Source organism: Isoptericola sp. MSGPD8_1_ISO-PGPR-S23-394 (assembly GCF_058072785.1).
Genome location: NZ_CM176517.1, coordinates 1,409,231 through 1,428,084, shown reverse-complemented (window position 1 = coordinate 1,428,084; position 18,854 = coordinate 1,409,231). Strand labels below are relative to the sequence as shown.

At 72.7% G+C, this 18,854-nt stretch carries 18 protein-coding genes and 1 tRNA gene; 4 read left to right on the top strand and 15 right to left on the bottom strand.

From position 1 onward, the window contains the following. The first annotated feature begins 95 nt into the window (after positions 1-95). On the top strand, positions 96-1,667 hold the full coding sequence (mqo, locus tag AC3RJ8_RS06330; protein WP_489715061.1) for a malate dehydrogenase (quinone): 1,572 nt from the start codon (positions 96-98) through the stop codon (positions 1,665-1,667). A 12-nt stretch (positions 1,668-1,679) separates the two neighbouring features. On the opposite strand, the gene AC3RJ8_RS06325 is transcribed toward mqo, so the two are convergent. The 3 genes from AC3RJ8_RS06325 to AC3RJ8_RS06315 are packed head-to-tail and all read right to left on the bottom strand — an operon-like array spanning position 1,680 to position 5,618. Next, the gene (locus AC3RJ8_RS06325; RefSeq protein WP_489715060.1) at positions 1,680-2,609 is read right to left on the bottom strand and encodes a ketopantoate reductase family protein; all 930 of its coding nucleotides are present in this window, start codon (positions 2,607-2,609) and stop codon (positions 1,680-1,682) included. A gap of 25 nt (positions 2,610-2,634) precedes the next feature. Continuing rightward, positions 2,635-4,038: a Re/Si-specific NAD(P)(+) transhydrogenase subunit beta gene (pntB, locus tag AC3RJ8_RS06320; RefSeq protein WP_489715059.1), complete on the bottom strand. Its 1,404-nt coding sequence runs from the start codon at positions 4,036-4,038 to the stop codon at positions 2,635-2,637. Then, entirely contained in the window at positions 4,035-5,618 is a 1,584-nt protein-coding gene (locus AC3RJ8_RS06315) for a Re/Si-specific NAD(P)(+) transhydrogenase subunit alpha (protein ID WP_489715058.1), read from the bottom strand. Before AC3RJ8_RS06315 ends, pntB begins: the two co-directional genes overlap by 4 nt. A 153-nt stretch (positions 5,619-5,771) precedes the next feature. Between AC3RJ8_RS06315 and AC3RJ8_RS06310 the strand changes: the two genes are divergently transcribed. Next, entirely contained in the window at positions 5,772-6,101 is a 330-nt protein-coding gene (locus AC3RJ8_RS06310) for a cupin domain-containing protein (protein ID WP_489715057.1), read from the top strand. Positions 6,102-6,137: 36 nt separating this feature from the next. Here the strand turns inward: AC3RJ8_RS06310 and AC3RJ8_RS06305 are convergent, their stop codons facing one another. From AC3RJ8_RS06305 to AC3RJ8_RS06295, 3 genes are read right to left on the bottom strand one after another with little or no spacing between them, the layout of a single operon-like run. After that, a complete protein-coding gene (locus AC3RJ8_RS06305) occupies positions 6,138-7,520 on the bottom strand; it encodes an aldehyde dehydrogenase family protein (protein ID WP_489715056.1) in 1,383 nt (460 codons plus the stop codon). Positions 7,521-7,531: 11 nt separating this feature from the next. After that, entirely contained in the window at positions 7,532-8,779 is a 1,248-nt protein-coding gene (gene doeA, locus AC3RJ8_RS06300) for an ectoine hydrolase (protein ID WP_489715055.1), read from the bottom strand. Positions 8,780-8,800: 21 nt separating this feature from the next. Further along, positions 8,801-10,045 carry an aspartate aminotransferase family protein gene (locus tag AC3RJ8_RS06295; protein ID WP_489715054.1) on the bottom strand — a complete coding sequence of 415 codons (1,245 nt, stop codon included), beginning with the start codon at positions 10,043-10,045 and terminating at the stop codon, positions 8,801-8,803. A 165-nt stretch (positions 10,046-10,210) separates the two neighbouring features. Between AC3RJ8_RS06295 and AC3RJ8_RS06290 the strand changes: the two genes are divergently transcribed. Both AC3RJ8_RS06290 and AC3RJ8_RS06285 read left to right on the top strand, forming a co-directional pair. Next, positions 10,211-10,540, top strand: coding sequence for a nuclear transport factor 2 family protein (locus AC3RJ8_RS06290; RefSeq protein WP_489715053.1), 330 nt, complete (start codon positions 10,211-10,213; stop codon positions 10,538-10,540). A gap of 256 nt (positions 10,541-10,796) precedes the next feature. Then, positions 10,797-11,003, top strand: a complete 207-nt coding sequence (locus AC3RJ8_RS06285) for a PEP-utilizing enzyme (RefSeq protein WP_489715052.1) — start codon at positions 10,797-10,799, stop codon at positions 11,001-11,003. Between the two features lie 473 nt (positions 11,004-11,476). Here AC3RJ8_RS06285 and AC3RJ8_RS06280 read toward each other — a convergent pair. The 9 genes from AC3RJ8_RS06280 to obgE all read right to left on the bottom strand — a co-directional run bounded on the left by AC3RJ8_RS06280 (position 11,477) and on the right by obgE (position 18,772). After that, positions 11,477-11,549, bottom strand: a tRNA-Ala gene (locus AC3RJ8_RS06280). A 78-nt stretch (positions 11,550-11,627) separates the two neighbouring features. Next, positions 11,628-12,314, bottom strand: coding sequence for a histidine phosphatase family protein (locus AC3RJ8_RS06275; RefSeq protein ID WP_489715051.1), 687 nt, complete (start codon positions 12,312-12,314; stop codon positions 11,628-11,630). A 7-nt stretch (positions 12,315-12,321) separates the two neighbouring features. Next, entirely contained in the window at positions 12,322-12,762 is a 441-nt protein-coding gene (rsfS, locus tag AC3RJ8_RS06270) for a ribosome silencing factor (protein ID WP_407317285.1), read from the bottom strand. Continuing rightward, complete coding sequence (locus tag AC3RJ8_RS06265) at positions 12,759-13,901, bottom strand: hypothetical protein (protein WP_489715050.1); 1,143 nt, start codon at positions 13,899-13,901, stop codon at positions 12,759-12,761. Before AC3RJ8_RS06265 ends, rsfS begins: the two co-directional genes overlap by 4 nt. After that, positions 13,894-14,499 (bottom strand): nicotinate-nucleotide adenylyltransferase, encoded by a 606-nt coding sequence (gene nadD, locus AC3RJ8_RS06260; protein ID WP_489715049.1) that lies wholly within the window; start codon positions 14,497-14,499, stop codon positions 13,894-13,896. Before nadD ends, AC3RJ8_RS06265 begins: the two co-directional genes overlap by 8 nt. 15 nt (positions 14,500-14,514) lie before the next feature. Further along, complete coding sequence (locus AC3RJ8_RS06255) at positions 14,515-14,667, bottom strand: hypothetical protein (RefSeq protein ID WP_489715048.1); 153 nt, start codon at positions 14,665-14,667, stop codon at positions 14,515-14,517. 62 nt (positions 14,668-14,729) lie between these two features. After that, complete coding sequence (locus AC3RJ8_RS06250; RefSeq protein WP_489715047.1) at positions 14,730-16,058, bottom strand: glutamate-5-semialdehyde dehydrogenase; 1,329 nt, start codon at positions 16,056-16,058, stop codon at positions 14,730-14,732. Between the two features lie 10 nt (positions 16,059-16,068). Next, on the bottom strand, positions 16,069-17,223 hold the full coding sequence (gene proB, locus AC3RJ8_RS06245) for a glutamate 5-kinase (protein ID WP_489715046.1): 1,155 nt from the start codon (positions 17,221-17,223) through the stop codon (positions 16,069-16,071). Between the two features lie 25 nt (positions 17,224-17,248). Further along, complete coding sequence (gene obgE / locus AC3RJ8_RS06240) at positions 17,249-18,772, bottom strand: GTPase ObgE (RefSeq protein WP_489715045.1); 1,524 nt, start codon at positions 18,770-18,772, stop codon at positions 17,249-17,251. Positions 18,773-18,854 lie beyond the last annotated feature (82 nt).

The window sequence follows — 18,854 nt, the reverse complement described above, 5'->3', positions numbered from 1 at the left end:
ACGCGTGATGTGACCTGCATCACTGCAGGTCAGAGGCCCTGTGACCTTGCTCTCATTCTTTGTGACACTTTTCACCAGCGTCGTAGCATGGCCGGGTGACTACGCGTGCTACGGCCTCCAGCAACGGCTCACCCGACGCCGTCGACGTCGTCCTCATCGGCGGCGGCATCATGAGCGCCACCCTCGGGACGCTGATCCAGCAGGTCGAGCCGACATGGTCGATCCGCATCATCGAGCGTCTCGACGACGTCGCGCTCGAGTCGTCCAACCCGTGGAACAACGCCGGCACCGGGCACGCCGCGCTCTGCGAGCTGAACTACACGCCCGAGAAACCGGACGGCACGATCGACGTCTCCAAGGCGGTGACGATCAACGAGCAGTTCCACACCTCGCGCGAGCTCTGGAACCACCTGCTCGCCACCGGCCGACTCGCGGACTCCTCGTTCGTCAGCCGGACCCCGCACATGACGTTCGTGCGCGGCACGAAGAACGTCGAGTACCTGCGCCGTCGCCACGAGGCGCTCAGCGCGCACCCGCTCTTCCGCGACCTCGAGCTCTCGACGGACCGGGCCGAGATCGGCCGCTGGGCACCGCTGCTCACCACCGAGCGCGACGCGGACGAGCCCATCGCCGCGACGCGGTCCGCCGCCGGCACCGACGTCGACTTCGGCAACCTCACCCGCCAGCTCGTCGACGGTCTCGTCGCGAACGGCGCCGAGCTCCAGCTCCAGCACGAGGTCCGTTCGCTGAAGCGCACCCGCGACGGCGGCTGGCGCCTGCGCGTCAAGGACCGCTCGTGGAACGCCCCGCAGCGGATGTCCACGCTCAAGGCCCGCTTCGTGTTCGTCGGTGCGGGTGGCGGCGCCCTGCCGCTGCTCCAGTCGGCCGGCATCCCGGAGATCAAGGGCTTCGGCGGCTTCCCGATCTCCGGCGAGTTCCTGCGCACCGACGACCCGGAGCTCGTCGCCCAGCACCAGGCCAAGGTCTACGGCAAGGCCGACGTCGGCGCGCCGCCGATGTCCGTGCCGCACCTGGACACCCGCGTCGTCGACGGCAAGAGCTACCTGATGTTCGGCCCGTACGCCGGGTTCAGCCCCAAGTACCTCAAGAAGGGCAAGTACCTCGGGCTGGTCACGTCGCTGCGCGCGCACAACCTCACCTCGATGCTCGGCGCGGGCCTGAAGAACCTCGACCTGACCCAGTACCTCGTCGGCCAGCTCGTCGCCGCACCCGAGACCAAGTTCCACGCCCTGCAGCAGTTCATGCCCACGGCACACCCCAAGGACTGGGAGACCATCACCGCGGGACAGCGTGTGCAGGTGATCAAGCGCGACGCCGACGGCAAGGGCGTCCTGCAGTTCGGCACCGAGATCGTCTCGGCCGCCGACGGCTCGATCGCGGGGCTCCTCGGCGCCTCCCCCGGCGCCTCGACCGCCGTCTCCGCGATGGTGGACCTGATGTCCCGGTGCTTCCCGGACCGCTTCACGCGGTGGCGCCCCCAGCTCGCCACGATGATGCCGAGCCTCGACGGGGTCCCGGCCGACGCGCGCGAGATCGACACCACGGCGGACGCGGCGTCCGAGCTGTCCGCCGCGGAGCTCGCCGCCCGCAACGGCGGTGTGGTCCCGGCCAGCGTCTACGAGTCCCGCGCCGACTCCCGCTCCTGAGCGCTCGGTCGGTCAGCCGACGCTGCCGTGCAGCAGGTCGACCGTCCGCTCGATCGTCGGGGTGGGCACACCGCGCTGCGCCCCGCACCGGGCCACCGCTCCCCCGATCGCGTCGAGCTCGCCGAGCCGGCCGACGGCCAGGTCGGCCTGCAGCGACGACCGCATCGTCGGCGGGAAGCCACCCAGGATCGCCCGCAGGTCGTCGGGTGTCGTGGCCACCCCCTCGGCCGTCGCCACCGCGGCCACCTCGCCGAGCACGTCGTCGGTGAGGGCCGGGTCGGCCTCCAGGGCCGCGCCGATGCCCGTGCGGTGCACCGACGTCAGCAGCGCCAACGGGGCCAGGAACCGCAGCTTCGACCACAGCACCTCGGCCTCGCTGCCCGCCGTCGCGACCTCGATGTCGGTGTCGCGCAGCGCCCGGACGACGTCCAGGTCGGCCGCGGCCGCCGGGACGGTGATCCGCAGCAGGTCGCCCCGGTGGCGCACGGTCATCGCCGTGTCGGGGCCGGAGCCGGTGCGCAGCGTCTCGCCCGCGTAGGACGCCCCCGCCACGGCCGTCGCAGCACGGTTCCCGCCGTCGTCGTCCGCCGCGAGGGCGCCACGCAGCGTCGCCATGTGCTCCACGCCGTTGAGCAACGAGAGCACCTCCCGCGGACGGGCCGCCGCGACGGACCCGACGACGGCGGCGAGCCCCTCGGCCTTGACCGCCACGAGCACGCACGCACCACGGGGCACCGTCGTCGTCGCCCGCAGCGGGGCGTGCCAGTCGCCGTAGCGGTCCGTGACGATCTCCAGGCCGTGCTCCGACACCCGCCGGGCGGTCCCCGGCCGGCCGACGAGCACGACCTCGTGCCCGGCGCGCTGCAGGAACGCGGCGACGAGTCCGCCGACCGCGCCCGGGCCGACGACGGCGAACAGGGGTCCGTGCGTGCGGTTGGTCATCGCCCGAGGGTAGCGCCGACGCCGGTCACAGCGCCTGGATGATCATCTCCACCTGGTCCTTCGCGTCGCCGAAGACCATGGCAGTGTTCTCCCGGAAGAACAGCGGGTTCTGCACCCCGGCGTAGCCGGTCGCCATGGACCGCTTGAACACGACCACCTCGCGGGCCTTCCACACCTCGAGCACGGGCATGCCGGCGATCGGTGAGCCCGGGTCGTCCTGGGCCGCGGGGTTGACCGTGTCGTTGGCCCCGATGACGAGGACGACGTCGGTGTCCGGCAGGTCGCCGTTGATCTCGTCCATGCCGAGCACGACGTCGTAGGGCACCTTGGCCTCGGCCAGGAGGACGTTCATGTGCCCGGGGAGCCGGCCCGCCACAGGATGCACCCCGAACCGGACCTGCACCCCGCGGGCCCGGAGCTTCTCGGTGAGGTCGGCCACCGGGTACTGCGCCTTGGCCACGGCCATCCCGTAGCCGGGCACGACGACCACCGACGACGCCGCCGTGAGCTGCGCGGCGACGTCCGCCGCGAAGGTCTCGCGGTGCTCGCCCTCGACGCCGGCGGCGACCGTCCCGGGCTCGGTCCCGAATCCCCCGAGGATCACCGAGACGAACGACCGGTTCATCGCGCGGCACATGATGTACGACAGGATCGCGCCGGACGACCCGACCAGCGCGCCGGTGATGATGAGCAGGTCGTTGCCGAGCATGAAGCCCGCCGCGGCGGCGGCCCAGCCGGAGTACGAGTTGAGCATCGAGACCACGACCGGCATGTCACCGCCGCCGATGGAGGCCACCAGGTGCCAGCCCAGCGCCAGCGCCACGACGGCTACGAGCACCAGCGCGGTGAGCGCCTGGGCGTCCGACCCCGTGCCCGAGGCGGTCAGGAACCAGGCGAGCAGGGCCGCCGCCGCGAGGACCAGGCCGAGGTTGACGAGGTTGCGGCCGGGCAGCCGCAGCGGCGCGGAGCGGATCCGTGCCGCCAGCTTGAGGTTCGCGACGATCGACCCGGTGAAGGTCACGGCGCCGATGAGGATCCCCAGGAAGACCTCGACCAGGTGCACCGTGTCCGAGGCCGGCTCCGTGAGGTACGACCCGAACCCGACCAGCACCGCCGCCAGGCCGACGAAGGAGTGCAGGAGCGCGATGAGCTCCGGCATCTGCGTCATCTCGACCTTGCGCACGCGCCACGTGCCCACGGTCGCGCCGACGACGAGCACCACGAGGATCAGACCGGCCGTGACCTGCCACGGACGCTCGGACCGCTCGAGGGCCAGGGCCACGGTGGCCACCAGCGCCAGGGTCATGCCGAGCATGCCCAGCACGTTGCCGCGCCGGGCGGACTCCTGGCGGGACAGGCCGGCGAGCGAACCGATGAACAGGATCCCGGAGATCACGTAGGTGGCCTGCACGACCGACAGCACCGTCATCGGGCCACCTCCCCCGTGGCCACGACACCGGCCGCGTCCTTGCGGAACATGCGGATCATGCGGTTCGCGACGAGGAACCCGCCGAACACGTTGATCGACGCCAGCGTGGCGGCGACGACGGCCAGGGACGTGACCAGCCAGTCGTCGACGCCGATCTGCAGCAGCGCGCCGACCAGGATGATGCCGCTGATCGCGTTCGTCTGGGCCATCAGCGGTGTGTGCAGCGCGTGCGTGACTGCGGAGATGACGTAGAAACCCACCACGACGGCGAGGGCGAACACCGTGACGTGGCCGACGGCGTCGGGCGGCGAGGCCGCGATCGCGAGCCCGGCCAGGACCGCGGCGACGACGGTGAGCACACCGCGGCGGCGAGACCGCGCCCGCTGCGCGACAGCCAGCTCCTCCGGGCTCGGCCCGGGTGACGGCGGCTCGGGCGCGGGTGCGGGCGGCGCGGCCGAGACCTGGACCGGCGGCGGCGGCCAGAGCACCTCGCCGTCCCGGGTGAGCGTCATGCCCCGCACGACGGCGTCGTCGAGGTCGATCACCAGGTGACCGTCCCCCGCCGGTGTCAGGAGCGTGACGAGGTTGACGACGTTCGTGCCGAAGAGCTGGGACGTGTGCTGCGGCATGCGCCCCGGCAGGTCCGTGTAGCCGAGCACGACGACGCCGTTGTCGCTCACCACCCGTTCGCCCGGCACCGTGAGCTCGCAGTTCCCGCCTCCTGGCGCCGCGAGGTCCACGATCACGGACCCGGGCCGCATCGCGGCGACCATCTCGGCGGTGATCGTCGTCGGTGCGGTGCCCCGTACCAGGGCAGTGGTGATGACGACGTCCGCCGCGGCCGACTCCACGGCGTAGGTCCGGCGCGTCGCGACCTCCTGGTCCTCGCTCAGCACGCTCGCGTACCCGTCGGCACTGACCTCCTGGGCCGCGCCCGCCGCCTGGACCGGCGTGGCGCCGAGGGACTCGATCTGCTCGGCCACCTCGGGGCGCACGTCGAAGGCCCGGACCCGGGCACCGAGCGACGACGCGGTGCCGATCGCCGCGAGCCCCGCCACCCCCGCACCGATGACGAAGACCGTCGCCGGGGTCGTCGTCCCGGCCGCTGTCACCTGACCGGTGAACATGCCTCCGTACTCCTCCGCCGCCTCCACCACGGCGCGGTATCCCGCCACGTTGGACTGCGCGGACAGGACGTCGAGCGCCTGCGCCCGGGAGATGCGGGGCACGGCGTCGAGCGCGAGCGCCGTCACGTGGCGCTCGGCCAGGGCGTCCGTCAGCTCGGGTCGCGCCGCCGGCGCGAGCTGGGAGACCAGCACCGCACCGGGGCGCAGGAGGTCCAGCTCGTCGCCCGACGGCGCGTTGACGCAGGTGACGACGTCGGCGGCCCAGACCTGGCCGCGATCGCCGAGGCGCGCACCCGCCGCGACGTACGCCTCGTCCGGCCAGCTCGCGCGCTCCCCCGCGCCCTGTTCGACGACGACGTCGTACCCCCGGGCGACGAGCTTCTCGACGGTGGCGGGGGTGCCGGCGACGAGCCGCTCACCGGGACGTGACTCGCGTGGGACACCGATCAGCACGGGCTCGGACCTCCTGTGGTCGAAACTCCTGCAACCTACCCGGTGTCTCCCGGCAGGACGAGGCCGACACGGCTCCCGAGACACGGTCTCGCCCGGCTGCCGCGTCCGGCGGAAGGCGGATAGCATCCAAGGGCGGCGACGAACGGAGGGACCATGTCCAACCTCGAGGCCCTGACCTCGGTCCACCTCGCGAAGGCCCGTGCCGCCGAGAACGGGCGCAGCGCCGAGGTCCTGGTCCACGACGGCACGCTCCGCCAGACCGTCCTGGCCCTGGCGGAGAGCACGGAGCTCGGCGCGCACAACGCGCCGCCGGCAGCCTCGGTGCTCGTGCTCCGCGGCCGGCTGCGCGTCACCGTGGCCGACGGGCACGACGAGATCTCGGCCGGCGAGCTGCGCGTCCTCACCCACGACCGGCATGCCGTGCTGGCGCTCGAGGACTCCGTGTTCCTGCTGACCACCGTGACGAGCGTGCCCAAGCCCTGACCGCCGTGGGTTCCGTGCCGGTTCAGCCGTGCCCGTTCAGCCGCGCCGAGGCCCGACCCACACCTGCTGGGCGTTGACGAACTCACGGATCCCGTGCGGCCCGAGCTCGCGGCCGTAGCCGGACCCCTTGATCCCGCCGCTCGGCAGACGCGGATCGGTCTTGACGATGCCGTTCACCGCGACCTGTCCGGCGGCGATCCGGCCGGCCATCGCCTCACCCCGCTCCGGTGTCGACCAGACCGACGCCGCCAGGCCGTAGTCGGTCCGGTTCGCCATCGCGAGCGCCGCCTCGTCGTCCGCCGCCTGCATCACGACCATCACCGGCCCGAACGTCTCCTCGCGGCACGCCGTCATGGACTCGGTGACGTCAGCCAGCAGCGTCACGGGGTAGTAGTAGCCGGGACCCTCCGGCAGCTCTCCACCCAGCAGCAGGCGGGCCCCGGCGTCGACGGTCTCGGTGACCTGCCGGTGCAGCCCCTCGCGCAGGTCGGCGCGCGCGATCGGCCCGACGTCGGTGCCCTCCGAGCGCGGGTCGCCCACGGTCAGCTTCTCGAGCCGCAGCCGCAGACGTTCGACCAGCTCGTCGTAGACCGACGACTCGACGATGATGCGCTTGGCGGCGATGCACGACTGCCCGGCGTTGATGATGCGGGACAGCGTGATGGTGTCGGCCGCGGCGTCCAGGTCGGCGTCGGCGAGCACGATGCACGGGTCGGAGCCGCCGAGCTCGAGGACCGTCGGCTTGATCTCGCCGGCCGCCACGCTCGCGACCGCGGCGCCGCCCTTCGCCGACCCCGTGAACGAGACCGCGTCGATGCGGCGGTCCCGGATGACGTCGGCCACCGCCGGGGTCTCCAGCGGCAGGTCCGCGAACACCCCCGCCGGCGCCCCCGCCGCCGCCAGCTCGGCGGCGACCACCTCGGCGATCGCCCGGGCGCACCCCGGGACGTGCGGGTCGTGCTTCATCACGCAGGTGTTGCCCGCCATCAGCGCCGGTGCGGCGAACCGGGCCGCCAGCCAGAACGGTGCGTTCCACGGCAGCACGCCCAGCACCGTCCCGAGCGGCAGGTGCTGCACGTAGCTGTGGGTCGCGTCGGACTCGATCGTCTGCGGTGCGAGGTACCCGGCACCGTGGTCCGCGTAGTGCTCGAAGCACCAGGCCGCCTTCTCGACCTCCCCGCGCGCCTCGCGGACGGGCTTGCCCATCTCCTCGGTCATCAGCGGTGCCAGGTCCTCCACCTGCGCGCGCAGGCGGGCGGCGACCGCACGGAGCACCTCCCCGCGACCGTCGAGGCCCCGGGCCGCCCAGCCGCTCCGGGCGGACTCGGCCGCCTCGAGCACCGCCTCCGTCCGGGCGGCGTCGGCCGGCTCCACCTCGCGGACGACCTCGCCGGTGCTGGGGTCGATCACAGTGAGCATGGGTGCTCCTCTCAGGCGACTTCGGGACGGATGGGCGTGGCGCCCTCGTGCTCGTGCTCGTGCTCGTGCTCCTGCGACACCGAGGCGGCGGCGTGCTCCGGCTTGACGGTGAAGTCCTTGTCGAGCGTGAAGAAGGACTGGCAGCCGTCGGCCGTGACGTGGACGGTGTCGGAGATCCCGACCGTCTTGTCCCCGTCGACGCCCCACATCCACGGCAGGATGTGGAAGGTCATGCCCTCGCGCAGGATCGCCGGGTTCCCCTGGTTCAGGCTGACGATGTAGCCCTCGTCCCAGCTCGGCGGGAACGCGATCCCGATCGAGTATCCGGACCGCGTGACCAGCCGGGCGCCCACCCGGTTGTCGCTGATGATGCTGCGCACGATGTTGTCCGCGTCAGAGACGGTCAGGCCGGGGCGGATCGCCGCCTCGACCTCGGTGAGCGCCAGCTTCATCCGCTCCTGCGCCTCGAGCATCGAGTCGGAGAGGTCGTCGAGGACGGCGGTACGCATCATGGCGGTGTGGTAGCGGCGGAAGCACCCACCCACCTCCAGGAAGACGTGCTCGCCCGGCTGCACCGTCCGGCCCTCCCAGGTCGCGTGCCCGATCATGCTGCGCGGCCCGGAGGTCACGTACGGCATGACGGCCGGGAACTCGCCGCCCGCACGGAACATCGCCGAGCTGATCTCCGCGGCGATGTCGTTCTCCGTCACCCCGGCCGCGCACGCCTCGAGACCCGCGCGCATGCCGGCCTCCGTCGCCTGGGCCGCCTTGCGCATGATCGCGATCTCGGCGGGCGACTTGCACACCCGCCCCTCCTCGACGATGCCGAAGCAGTCGAGCAGGCGCCCCTCGGTGAACGTCGCGTGGATGTAGTCCTGGTGGTAGGCCGGGAAGTAGTAGCTGTTGCGCTCGTACCCGACCTCCTTGGTGTGCAACCCGAACTCACGCATCGCCTGGACGAGGCCCTGGATGGCGTCCCCGGTGTCGGGGTAGGGCCGGGTCTTCTCGACCCAGGTACGGGCGTGGACGTTCGACTCCTCCATCGCCCGCGTGATCATGAACGGTTCGGCGTCCAGCGGGACGACCAGCGCCTGGAAGAACGAGTACCCCGTCGTCTGGTAGTCGGTGAGGTACATGAGGTTCTCGGGGTCGGTGATCACCACCGCGTCCAGGAGCCGGTCGGCCATGCGTCGACGCAGGTCGCCGACCCGCCGCTCATACTCCTCGAACGGGAACGTCATGTCGTCGCGTGGGTTCATCCCGGCCTCCCGGCGGTCAGGTCAGAGAGCGTGTCGTACTGCCTTGTCGAGGATCTGGAGGCCCTCGTCGAGGTCCTCGTCGGAGATCGTCAGCGGCGGGATGAGCTTGAGCACCCGACCGCCGCTGCCGCACGCACCGATGAGCATGCCGGCGGCGAAGCAGTCGGCCACCACGGCCTTCGCCACGGCCCCGTCGACCACGTCGAGACCCTGGATCATGCCGCGGCCGCGCACGTCGACACCGGCGCCGACGTCGTCCGCGAGCGAGCGCAGCGCGCTCTCCATGCGGGCACCCTTGGCCCGGACCTCGTCCATGAGCACGTCGTCGTCGAAGTACGTCAGCGCCTCGCGCCCGGCCACGAACGACAGCCCCTGGCCACGGAAGGTGCCGGTGTGCTCCCCGGGCGACCAGTGCGCGTCGTGCTCGGGCTTGGCCAGGTTCATCGCCAGCGGAGTCCCGAACCCGCCGATCCCCTTCGCCAGGCACACGATGTCGGGGTCCAGACCCATGCCGTCGAAGCTGAAGTAGCTGCCGGTGCGGCCGCACCCCACCTGGATGTCGTCGATGATGAACAGCGCGCCGACCTCGTGCGCCAGGTCCTGGACGGCCCGCAACCACTCGGCGCTCGCGACGTTGACGCCGCCCTCGGCCTGGATCGTCTCGACGAGGAACGCCGCCGGTGGGACGAAGCCGCTGGACGCGTCGGTGAGCAGCGCCCGGAAGTCCGCCAGCTGCGACACGCCCCCGCCGGGCGCCGTGTCGAACGGCAGCCGCACCACGTGGTCCAGCGGCACGCCCGCCGCGTTGCGGAAGTAGTCGTTGGCGGTGGCGGCCAGCGCGCCCAGCGTCATCCCGTGGAACCCGTGCGTGAACGCCACCACGTCGCGGCGGCCGGTGACCCGCCGGGCGAGCTTCAGCGCCGCCTCCACGGCGTTCGTGCCCGTGGGCCCCATGAACTGCATCTTCATCGTCATGTCGCGCGGGACCAGCACGGTCTCGACGAACTTCTCGATGAAGTCGCGCTTGGTCGTGGTTGCCATGTCCAGGCTGTGCGCCACGCCGTCGGCCTCGAGGAACTCGATCATCGCGCGCTTCATGCGCGGGTTGTTGTGACCGAAGTTCAGGACTCCCGCGCCGGCGAAGAAGTCCAGATAGCTGCGTCCGGCCTCATCGACCTGCCGGGCGTTGGATGCCGACGCGAAGACCGTCGGGTACGTGCGGCTGTAGCCGCGGATCTCGGATTCCCACTTCTCGAACGCCTCCATTGACCACTTCTACGTGTCCCCCTCAGGGCTGTCAACAGATACGACCCAGGATTTACCGCGCCGACATCCCGCGCCGCCGCGGTCCCGCCGAAGGAGCGGGCGGACGGGCCGGGTCCGGCGCCTGGCGGTACCGTCGGCACCACGCCCACGACCGCAGGAGGCACGATGACCGAGCTGCAGATCCCCGCACCCGTCGCGTCGTTCATCGACGCCGTCAACCATCACGACGAGGACGGTTTCCTCGACGCGTTCACACCGGAGGGAGCGGTGGACGACTGGGGGCGCGTCTTCACCGGACGCGCAGCCATCAAGGAATGGAGCGACGAGGAGTTCATCGGCGCCCGCGGCATCCTCACCCCGGAGGAGATCTCGGAGGACGGCGACGTCGTCACTGTCGTCGGCGACTGGCGCAGCAACCACGCCAACGGGCGCAGCAGCTTCACCTTCGACGTCGACGGAGACCGCATCACCAGGATGACCATCCGCGAGGGCTGACCGCCCCTGCTCGGGCCGACCGGACGCGGCTCAGGTGTCGTCGTGCCGATCGATGCCCAGCGTGGCGAGCAGGTCCTCGTGCAGTTGGCACCAGACGCGGTGGCAGGAGTCGATACCGGTGCCGTCGACCCACTCGCTCCGGCCAACCGCAGGACATCGAGTGGGCTCGCGCGGGCACCACGCTCTGGGTGCTCCAGGCCAGACCGATCACCGCACCACTCCCCCCTTGGCACACCGCCGTCCCTGATCCGCCGGGGTGCCTCCTGGTCGGCACACCCGGTTCCGGGTCGCGGCGGGCGTCGTCACCGAGGTCGGCGGAGCGCTCAGCCATGCCGCGATCGTCGCGCGTGAGCAGGGCATCCCTGCAGCCCTGGGGGTCCGCGACGTCACCACCACGATCCCCGACGGACGTCCCGTCACCGTCGACGGCACGGTGGGCACCGTGCTCCTCGAGCTGTCCTGACACCCAGGGCGGAACCACGCACCACGCGAGCAGGAGGCCGGGCGGTCCGCAGTCGCTCCCGGACGACCATGGCGACACGATCCGTCGACATCGCGCGGCACGATCGCGCGGCACGGCCAGCCTGACGCCCTCGGTGAGCTTACGGACGTCGGGGGCGAGCAGGCTCGCCTCCTCGGCTGCAGGCGCGCGCACGTGCCGGTCGATGCCGTCTGACACTCGCCGTTGCCCCGCGCGGCCGCCAGCGCCCGGGAGGTCGCCGCCGGGGACCGGCTCGGCGCTGACCGTCATCGAGGTCCGACCCGGCCAGCCACCCGCCCTGGAGATGTTCAACGACATGGGCCACCTGCCCGCCGCGCTCCGCTGGACAGGGTTTCCCGCGTCGGGCCGGCCTGAGCCCGGGGGGCCCGCTCCGCCGCGGCCGAGACACGACGAAGGCCCCGCCTTGCGGCAGGGCCTTCGTCGTTCTTCTTCGGTGGAGCTGAGGGGACTCGAACCCCTGACCCTCTGCATGCCATGCAGATGCGCTACCAGCTGCGCCACAGCCCCGTGAACCTGACGCGAGCGTCGGATTCGGGATGTTCGTGCACTTCCTGCGGGCTTGCGCCCCTCGGGAACGGAGATATCTTAGGCAGACTTCGGTTCAGGCTCCAAATCCGCGTGCGGTCCCGCCTGCCAGCGGTCCAAGGGGTAGCCGGCACCCACGTTGTGGGCCACGAGCCGCCACTCGGGCACCGCGCCTCGAGCGGATCGGTGCAGGTGGGACCAGTGCACGTTGTTCATCCCGGAGATGCCGCGCCAGCCGGCGGCGTCCAGCCCGAGCAGCCCCGTGATGGCCAACGAGATCGCCGCGCCGTGGGAGACCACCACGAGACACTCGTCACTGCTGAGATCCTCCGCGTGCTCGAGGACGGCGTCGACCATGCGGGCGGCCACCTCGACCTTGGTCTCCGCCCCGATGCCGCGCGGCTCGCCGCCGCGGCGCCACTCGTCCCGCTCGGCGGGCCACCCGGCCGCCATCTCCTCGGGCGTGAGCCCTTCCCACTGCCCGAACGACCGCTCGCGCAGCCGCGGGTCCGTGGCCACCGGCGCGCCCACGAGCGCCGCGTAGGCGCTGGCGGTGTCCACCGCACGGACCAGGTCGGAGGACACGATCCGCGCCGCGCGGTGCGAAGCGATGAGCGCTGCGGCCCCCTCGGCGGCCTGCCAGCGGCCCACCTCGTCCAACGGGATGTCGATCTGCCCCTGCAACCGCATCGCCGCGTTGTACGCGGTGCGGCCATGGCGCAGCAGCACGATGGTTCCAGCCGTCATGCTCGCCTCACATCCCACCGAGGTGGATCGTGCCGTCCGACGAGCTCTCGCCGAACTCGGCACGGGCCGCGGCACCGTCACCGCCCCGCGCGTCCTCGGGAAGCTCGACGGCCGGGCAGTCCTTCCAGAGGCGCTCGAGGGCGTAGTAGACGCGGTCCTCCGCGTGCTGGACGTGCACGACGACGTCACCGAAGTCGAGCAGCACCCACCGCCCCTCGGCCTTGCCCTCCCGACGGATCGCCTTGGCGCCGGCAGCGAGCATGGCCTCCTCGACGGCGTCGACGACGGCCACCACCTGGCGCTCGTTGGTCCCGGAGGCGATGAGGAAGACGTCCGTGAGGACGAGCTGCTCGCTGACGTCGAGGGCGATGATCTCTTGCGCCTTGCGGCCCGAGGCGGCACGCGCCGCGACGATCGCGAGGTCGACGGCCCGTTCCGTCGCGGTCATCGCGGTCCTCCCGGGTCGGACGCCGCGGTGGACGTCGCGACGGGTGCGGCGGCCTCCTCGGTGGCGAAGTCCTCGTCACCCGGCCCGTCGAGGAGCAGGTTCCACAGCAGCAGGCCCAGCACGAACGCCACGACGACCAGCACGATGTAGTGCAGCCAGGTGTAGGACGGCTCCGCCTCGTCCCATTCCTCGTCCTCGTCGGCGTCGGGGGCGAGATCGATCCGCGCGGACTGCCCCTGACCGACGACGGCGGCGAACGGCGACGCTCCGGCCTCGTGGTGCGACGGCGCCGGCTCAGGAGCCGCCGGTCCGGGTGCGGCAGCGCCCGGACCTGTGGTGCCCCAGGGCAGCGCCGGAGCCACAGCCGTCGCGTCGGGGTCTGCCGCCGACGCCGAGCCGCCTGCCGACGGACTCGGGGCACCGGGCCACGCCGGCGCGCTCCGTGACGGCGTCGGCGGGGCGGGGGCCGGCGTCGCCGGCGACCTCGTCGGTGCCGGAGCGCCGGAGGCGTAGGCCGAGCGGCGACTGGGGCTCGCACCGTCGAACGGTGAGGGGACGGGTTCGGCGCCCGACGGTCCGGCCGGGGGCGAGCCGGCGCGTGAGGACGACGCACCACCGAACGGCGGGCGCGGCGGTTGGCCCCCCGGACCGGCCGCGGGACGCGACGACGTCGGGGAGCCGCTCTCGGCCGGCGAGAACGGTGACGACGGTCGCATCGAGGTGCGCGTCGGCGTCCTCGGCGGTGCCGGCGGAGCGGAGGCCGACGGGGCCGAGGAGGCGCTCGACTCGCTGCCGGTGCGGCGGACGGGTGCCAGCCGGCCGGTCTCGTCGAGCCCGCGGACACCACCGGACGTCGACGGGGGCCGGACGGTCGGTGCCGAGGGAGCTGCCGGGGCGGGCGGCGGCCCCTGCTGCTCTCGCATGGACCGCCGCGAGGGCGCCGCGCCGGTACCGGGTCCCGGCGGCGCGGCCGGCGGCGAGGACGCGCTGGGCGCACCGCGGCCGAAGGCGGCCGGCCCCGCGCCGGGGACAGGTGCCGAGGCACCGGGGGAAGCCTGCCGGGCCGCTGCCTCGGCGGCGGCCTGCTCGCGTTCGCGGATCTCCCGGCGCGTCAGCGGCCGGGACGTGTTGTCACTCATCGAGACCTCGATACAGACCGTGCTTGGCGATGTACTGAACGACGCCGTCCGGCACCAGGTACCAGACCGGCTGGCCCGCCTCCGCGCGTCGACGGCAGTCCGTGGACGAGATCGCGAGCGCCGGCACCTCGAGCGTCGTGACGCCCTCCGGCGGCAGTCCGTCGACCGTGAGCCGGTGGCCGGGCCGGGTGACGGCCACGAAGTGGGCCATCTCCCACAGCGACCCCGCGTCCTTCCAGGTCAGGAGCTGTTCGATCGCGTCCGCACCCGTGATGAAGTACAGGTCGGCGTCCGGACGATCCTGACGCAGATCCCGCAGCGTGTCGACCGTGTAGGTCAGTCCCGGCCGGTCGATGTCCACCCGGCTCACGGTGAACCGCGGGTTCGACGCCGTGGCGATCACCGTCATGAGGTAGCGGTGCTCGGCCGGGGACACGCGGGTCTCCTGCTTGAAGCTGGGCTTGCCCGTCGGGACGAAGACCACCTCGTCGAGGCCGAGCAGCGCGGCCGCCTCGCTCGCCGCCACGAGGTGACCGTGGTGGATGGGGTCGAAGGTCCCACCCATCACCCCGATGCGGGGACGACGCTGCTGGCTCACCGGTCGGCGGACCGCTCAGTGCTTGTTGCTGGCGTTGCGGAATGCGAACGTCGCGAGCAGCGCCACGACGAAGCCACCGAAGGCGAGCACGCCCAGCACGATGGGCGAGATCCCGGTCGACGCGTGCTCGGCGGCTTCCTCGGCAACCTGGACGGCGGTGTGCAGCACGGTGGCTCCTCAAGGGTGGTCGGGTCGGGTCGGGTCGGGGCACAGTCTCTCACGACGGACGATCAGGGCCGTACGTGACCGTCACCGTGCACCACCCACTTGGTGGTGGTGAGCTCGGCCAGCCCCATCGGCCCCCGCGCGTGCAGCTTCTGGGTGGAGATGCCGATCTCCGCGCCCATGCCGAGCTGGTTGCCGTCGGTGAACCGGGTCGAGGCGTTCACCATGACGGCGGCCGAGTCGACCTCGGCCACGAAGCGCTCGGACGCGGCGAGGTCCTGTGTGACGATCGCCTCGGTGTGCCCGGAGCTCCACGTGCGGATGTGCTCGATCGCCTCGTCCAACGAACCCACCACCCGTACCGCGAGCTCGGCCGCGAGGTACTCGGTGGCCCAGTCCTCGTCGGTCGCCGGAGTGATCTCGACGCTCTCGGGAGCCTGGGCGCGCGTCCCCTCGTCGCCGTGCAAGACGACACCGGCGCCGCTGAGCGCAGCCAGCGCGGCGGGCAGGAACCTCTCGGCGACGTCGGCGTGCACGAGCAGCGTCTCCGCCGCGTTGCACACCCCGACGCGCTGCGTCTTGGCGTTCATCACGATCTCGACCGCCGTGGGTACGTCCGCCGTGGCATCGACGTAGACGTGCACGTTGCCCGTGCCGGTCTCGATGACCGGCACGGTCGACTGCTCCACGACGGTCCGGATGAGGTCCGCACCCCCGCGCGGCACGAGGAGGTCGACGAGTCCTCGTGCCTGCATGAGGGCCACTCCGCCGGGCCGGCCGAACCGGTCGATCGACTGCACGAGGTCCGCCGGCAGCCCTCGCGCCTCCAGCGCCCGGCGCATCACGTCCACGATCACCGTGTTGGACGACGCCGCCGCGCTGCCGCCGCGCAGGATGACCGCGTTGCCGGACTTCAGCGCGAGGCCCGCGGCGTCCACGGTCACGTTCGGACGCGCCTCGTAGATCATGCCGACCACCCCCATGGGTACCCGGAGCTGACGCATCCGCAGCCCGTTGGGCAACGTACTGCCGCGCACCACCTCTCCCACCGGGTCGGGCAGCCCCGCGAGCTCGCGCAGGGCGTCGGCGATCGCCACGACGCGCTCGCCGGTGAGGGCGAGGCGGTCGAGCAGGCCGTCGCTCATGCCGTTCTCGCGGCCGCGCGTCACGTCCTCGGCGTTGGCCGCCACGATCTCCGCCGACGCCGCCACGAGCGCGTCGGCGACCGCGTGGAGCGTCGCGTCCTTCTCGGCGCGGGTGGCGACGGCCAGCGCCCGCGACGCGGTCTGCGCACGACGGGCGACGTCCTGGACGGCCGCTGCGACCTCGGCGTCCGGCTGCAGTCGCGCGGAGCCGGGCGTCGTGGGCGGTGTGGTGTCGAACGTCGTGGTCATGCCCCCGAGACTACGACGCCGGGCCGGGCGAGGACAGGCCGTTCCGCCCTTCGAGCACGAGATCGTCCCGGTGCACCACCTCGCGGTCGTAGCCCTCGCCCAGGTCGTCGCGCAGCTCGTAGGTGGACCGTCCCAGCAGCGGCGGGAGCTCGGCGGCGTCGTACGCGACGAGGCCTCGGGCGACCACCGCGCCGTCCGGGCCGACCAGCTCGACCGGGTCGCCGGCCTCGAACTGGCCCTCGACGCGCGTGATCCCTGCGGGCAGCAGCGAGGCCCGCCCGCCGAGCACGGCACGGGTGGCACCGGCGTCCAGGTGCAGCACCCCGGCCGCGCGGGCCGCGTGCGCGATCCACAGCCGGCGGGCCGTCGTGCGCTTGCGGCCCGCCGCGAAGAACGTGCCGACGTCGTCCCCGGCCAGCGCGGCGGCGACGTTCCGCGCGGCGGTGAGGACCACGGGGACCCCGGCCTGGGTGGCGATCCGCACCGACTCCAGCTTCGTGACCATCCCCCCGGTGCCGACGGTGCTCCCCCGTGCGGTCACCTCGACGCCCGCGACGTCGCCCAGGTCGGCCACCTGGGCGATCCGTCGGGCGCCCGGGCGGCTCGGCGGGGCGTCGTGCAGGCCGTCGACGTCGGTGAGCAGCACCATCGCGTCGGCGCGCACCAGGTGCGACACGAGGGCGGCGAGCCGGTCGTTGTCGCCGAAGCGCAGCTCGTCGATCGTCACGGCGTCGTTCTCGTTGACGACCGGCACCACACCCAGGGCGAGCAGCTTCTCCAGCGAGCGCTGCGCGTTGCGGTACCGCACGCGGCGCACCGTGTCCTCGGCCGTCAGCAGCGCCTGACCGACCCGGATCCCGTGCGCGGCGAAGGCCTCGCTGTAACGGGCCACGAGCTGCCCCTGGCCGAGCATCGCGCAGGCCTGCATGGTGGCCAGGTCGCGCGGCCGAGTCGTCAGCCCCGCCGGCCCGATGCCCGCGGCGATCGCCCCCGAGGTGACGAGCACGACCTCCTGCCCCTGCGACCGACGGGCGGCGAGCACGTCCACCAGGGCGCGCAGCGCCGTCACGTCGAGGTGCCCGTCCGGTCGTGTCAGTGACGACGAGCCGATCTTGACGACGATCCGGCGGGCGGCCGGCAGAGCGGAGCGGGTCAGGGCGTTCACGGGGCCATCATCCCCGCATCGGACGTCAGTCGTCGCTGGGGTCCGCCCAGTGGCCCGACTCCCGCTCGGTCCACAGCTCCTCGCGCGCCGCCGTCTTGGCGTCCATGCGTTCGCTGTGCTCCTGGCGCTTGCTGGCGCGCGTCGGCCGCGAGGGCTCGTCGAAGCGCAGGTCGGTGCCGCGCGCCCCGAGGAGCTCCGCGCCCGTGCTCATCGTGGGCTCCCAGTCGAACACGACGGCGTCGCGGTCGGTGCCGATGCGCACCTCGTCGCCCGCCACCGCACCCGCCTTGAGGAGCCGGTCCTCGACGCCGAGCTTGGCCAGCCGGTCCGCGAGGAACCCGACGGCCTCGTCGTTGTTGAAGTCGGTCTGGCGCACCCACCGGTAGGGCTTGCGGCCCTCGACCAGGAAGTACACGTGCCCCGTGGAGCCGTCGGTGCGGCGGGTGACCGTGAACCCGGCGTCGTCGACGGCGCGCGGCCGCAGGACGACGCGCGCGGGCTCCGGCGGCGGCGCGGCGGCACGCGCCTGGGCGACCAGCTCGCCGAGCGCGAACGTCAGCGGCCGCAGCCCTTCGTGGGAGGCGGTCGAGACCTCGAAGACGCGCAGCCCGCGCTCCTCGAGGTCCGGGCGGACGAACTCCGCGAGCTCGCGCGCCTCGGGGACGTCGATCTTGTTGAGCACGACGAGCTGCGGGCGCTCGGTCAGCGGTACGCGGCCACCTTCGATGCCCAGGTCGCCCGCGTAGGCCGCGAGCTCCGCCTCGAGCAGCTCGAGGTCGCTGATCGGGTCGCGGCCCGGCTCCAGCGTCGCGCAGTCGAGGACGTGCACGATGACGGCCGTCCGCTCGATGTGGCGCAGGAACTCCAGCCCCAGCCCCTTGCCCTCGCTGGCGCCCGGGATCAGCCCCGGCACGTCGGCGATCGTGTAGCGGGTGTCGCCCGCCTGCACCACGCCGAGGTTCGGCACCAGCGTCGTGAACGGGTAGTCGGCGATCTTGGGGCGGGCCGCCGAGACCGCGGCGATCAACGACGACTTGCCGGCGCTCGGGAAACCGACCAGCGCGACGTCGGCGATCGACTTGAGCTCGAGGACGACGTCGCGCTCCTCCCCCGGCTCGCCGAGCAGCGCGAACCCGGGCGCCTTGCGCTTCGGCGAGGCGAGCGCACGGTTGCCGAGGCCGCCGCGTCCGCCCTCGGCGATGACGTACTCGGTGCCGTCGCCCACGAGATCGGCGAGCACGTCGCCGTCGCGGTCCTTGACCACGGTGCCGTCCGGCACCCGCAGGACCAGGTCGGCGCCCTTGGCACCGTCCTTGTCGTCACCCATGCCCTGTCCGCCCTTGGACGCGCGCCGGTGAGGCGAGTGGTGATACTCGAGCAGCGTGGTGGTCTGCGCGTCCACGACGAGGCGGACGCTGCCGCCGTCGCCGCCGTTGCCGCCGTCGGGCCCGCCGAGCGGCTTGAACTTCTCGCGGTGCACGGAGGCGACCCCGTGCCCGCCGTCACCGCCGGCGGCGTGCAGCACCACTCGATCGACGAAGCTGGCCATGGGTAGATCCTCTCAGGAGGGTGGGAACAGCACGAGGGGCGCACCCGAGATGGTGCGCCCCTCGTGGGAAGTGCGGCAGCGG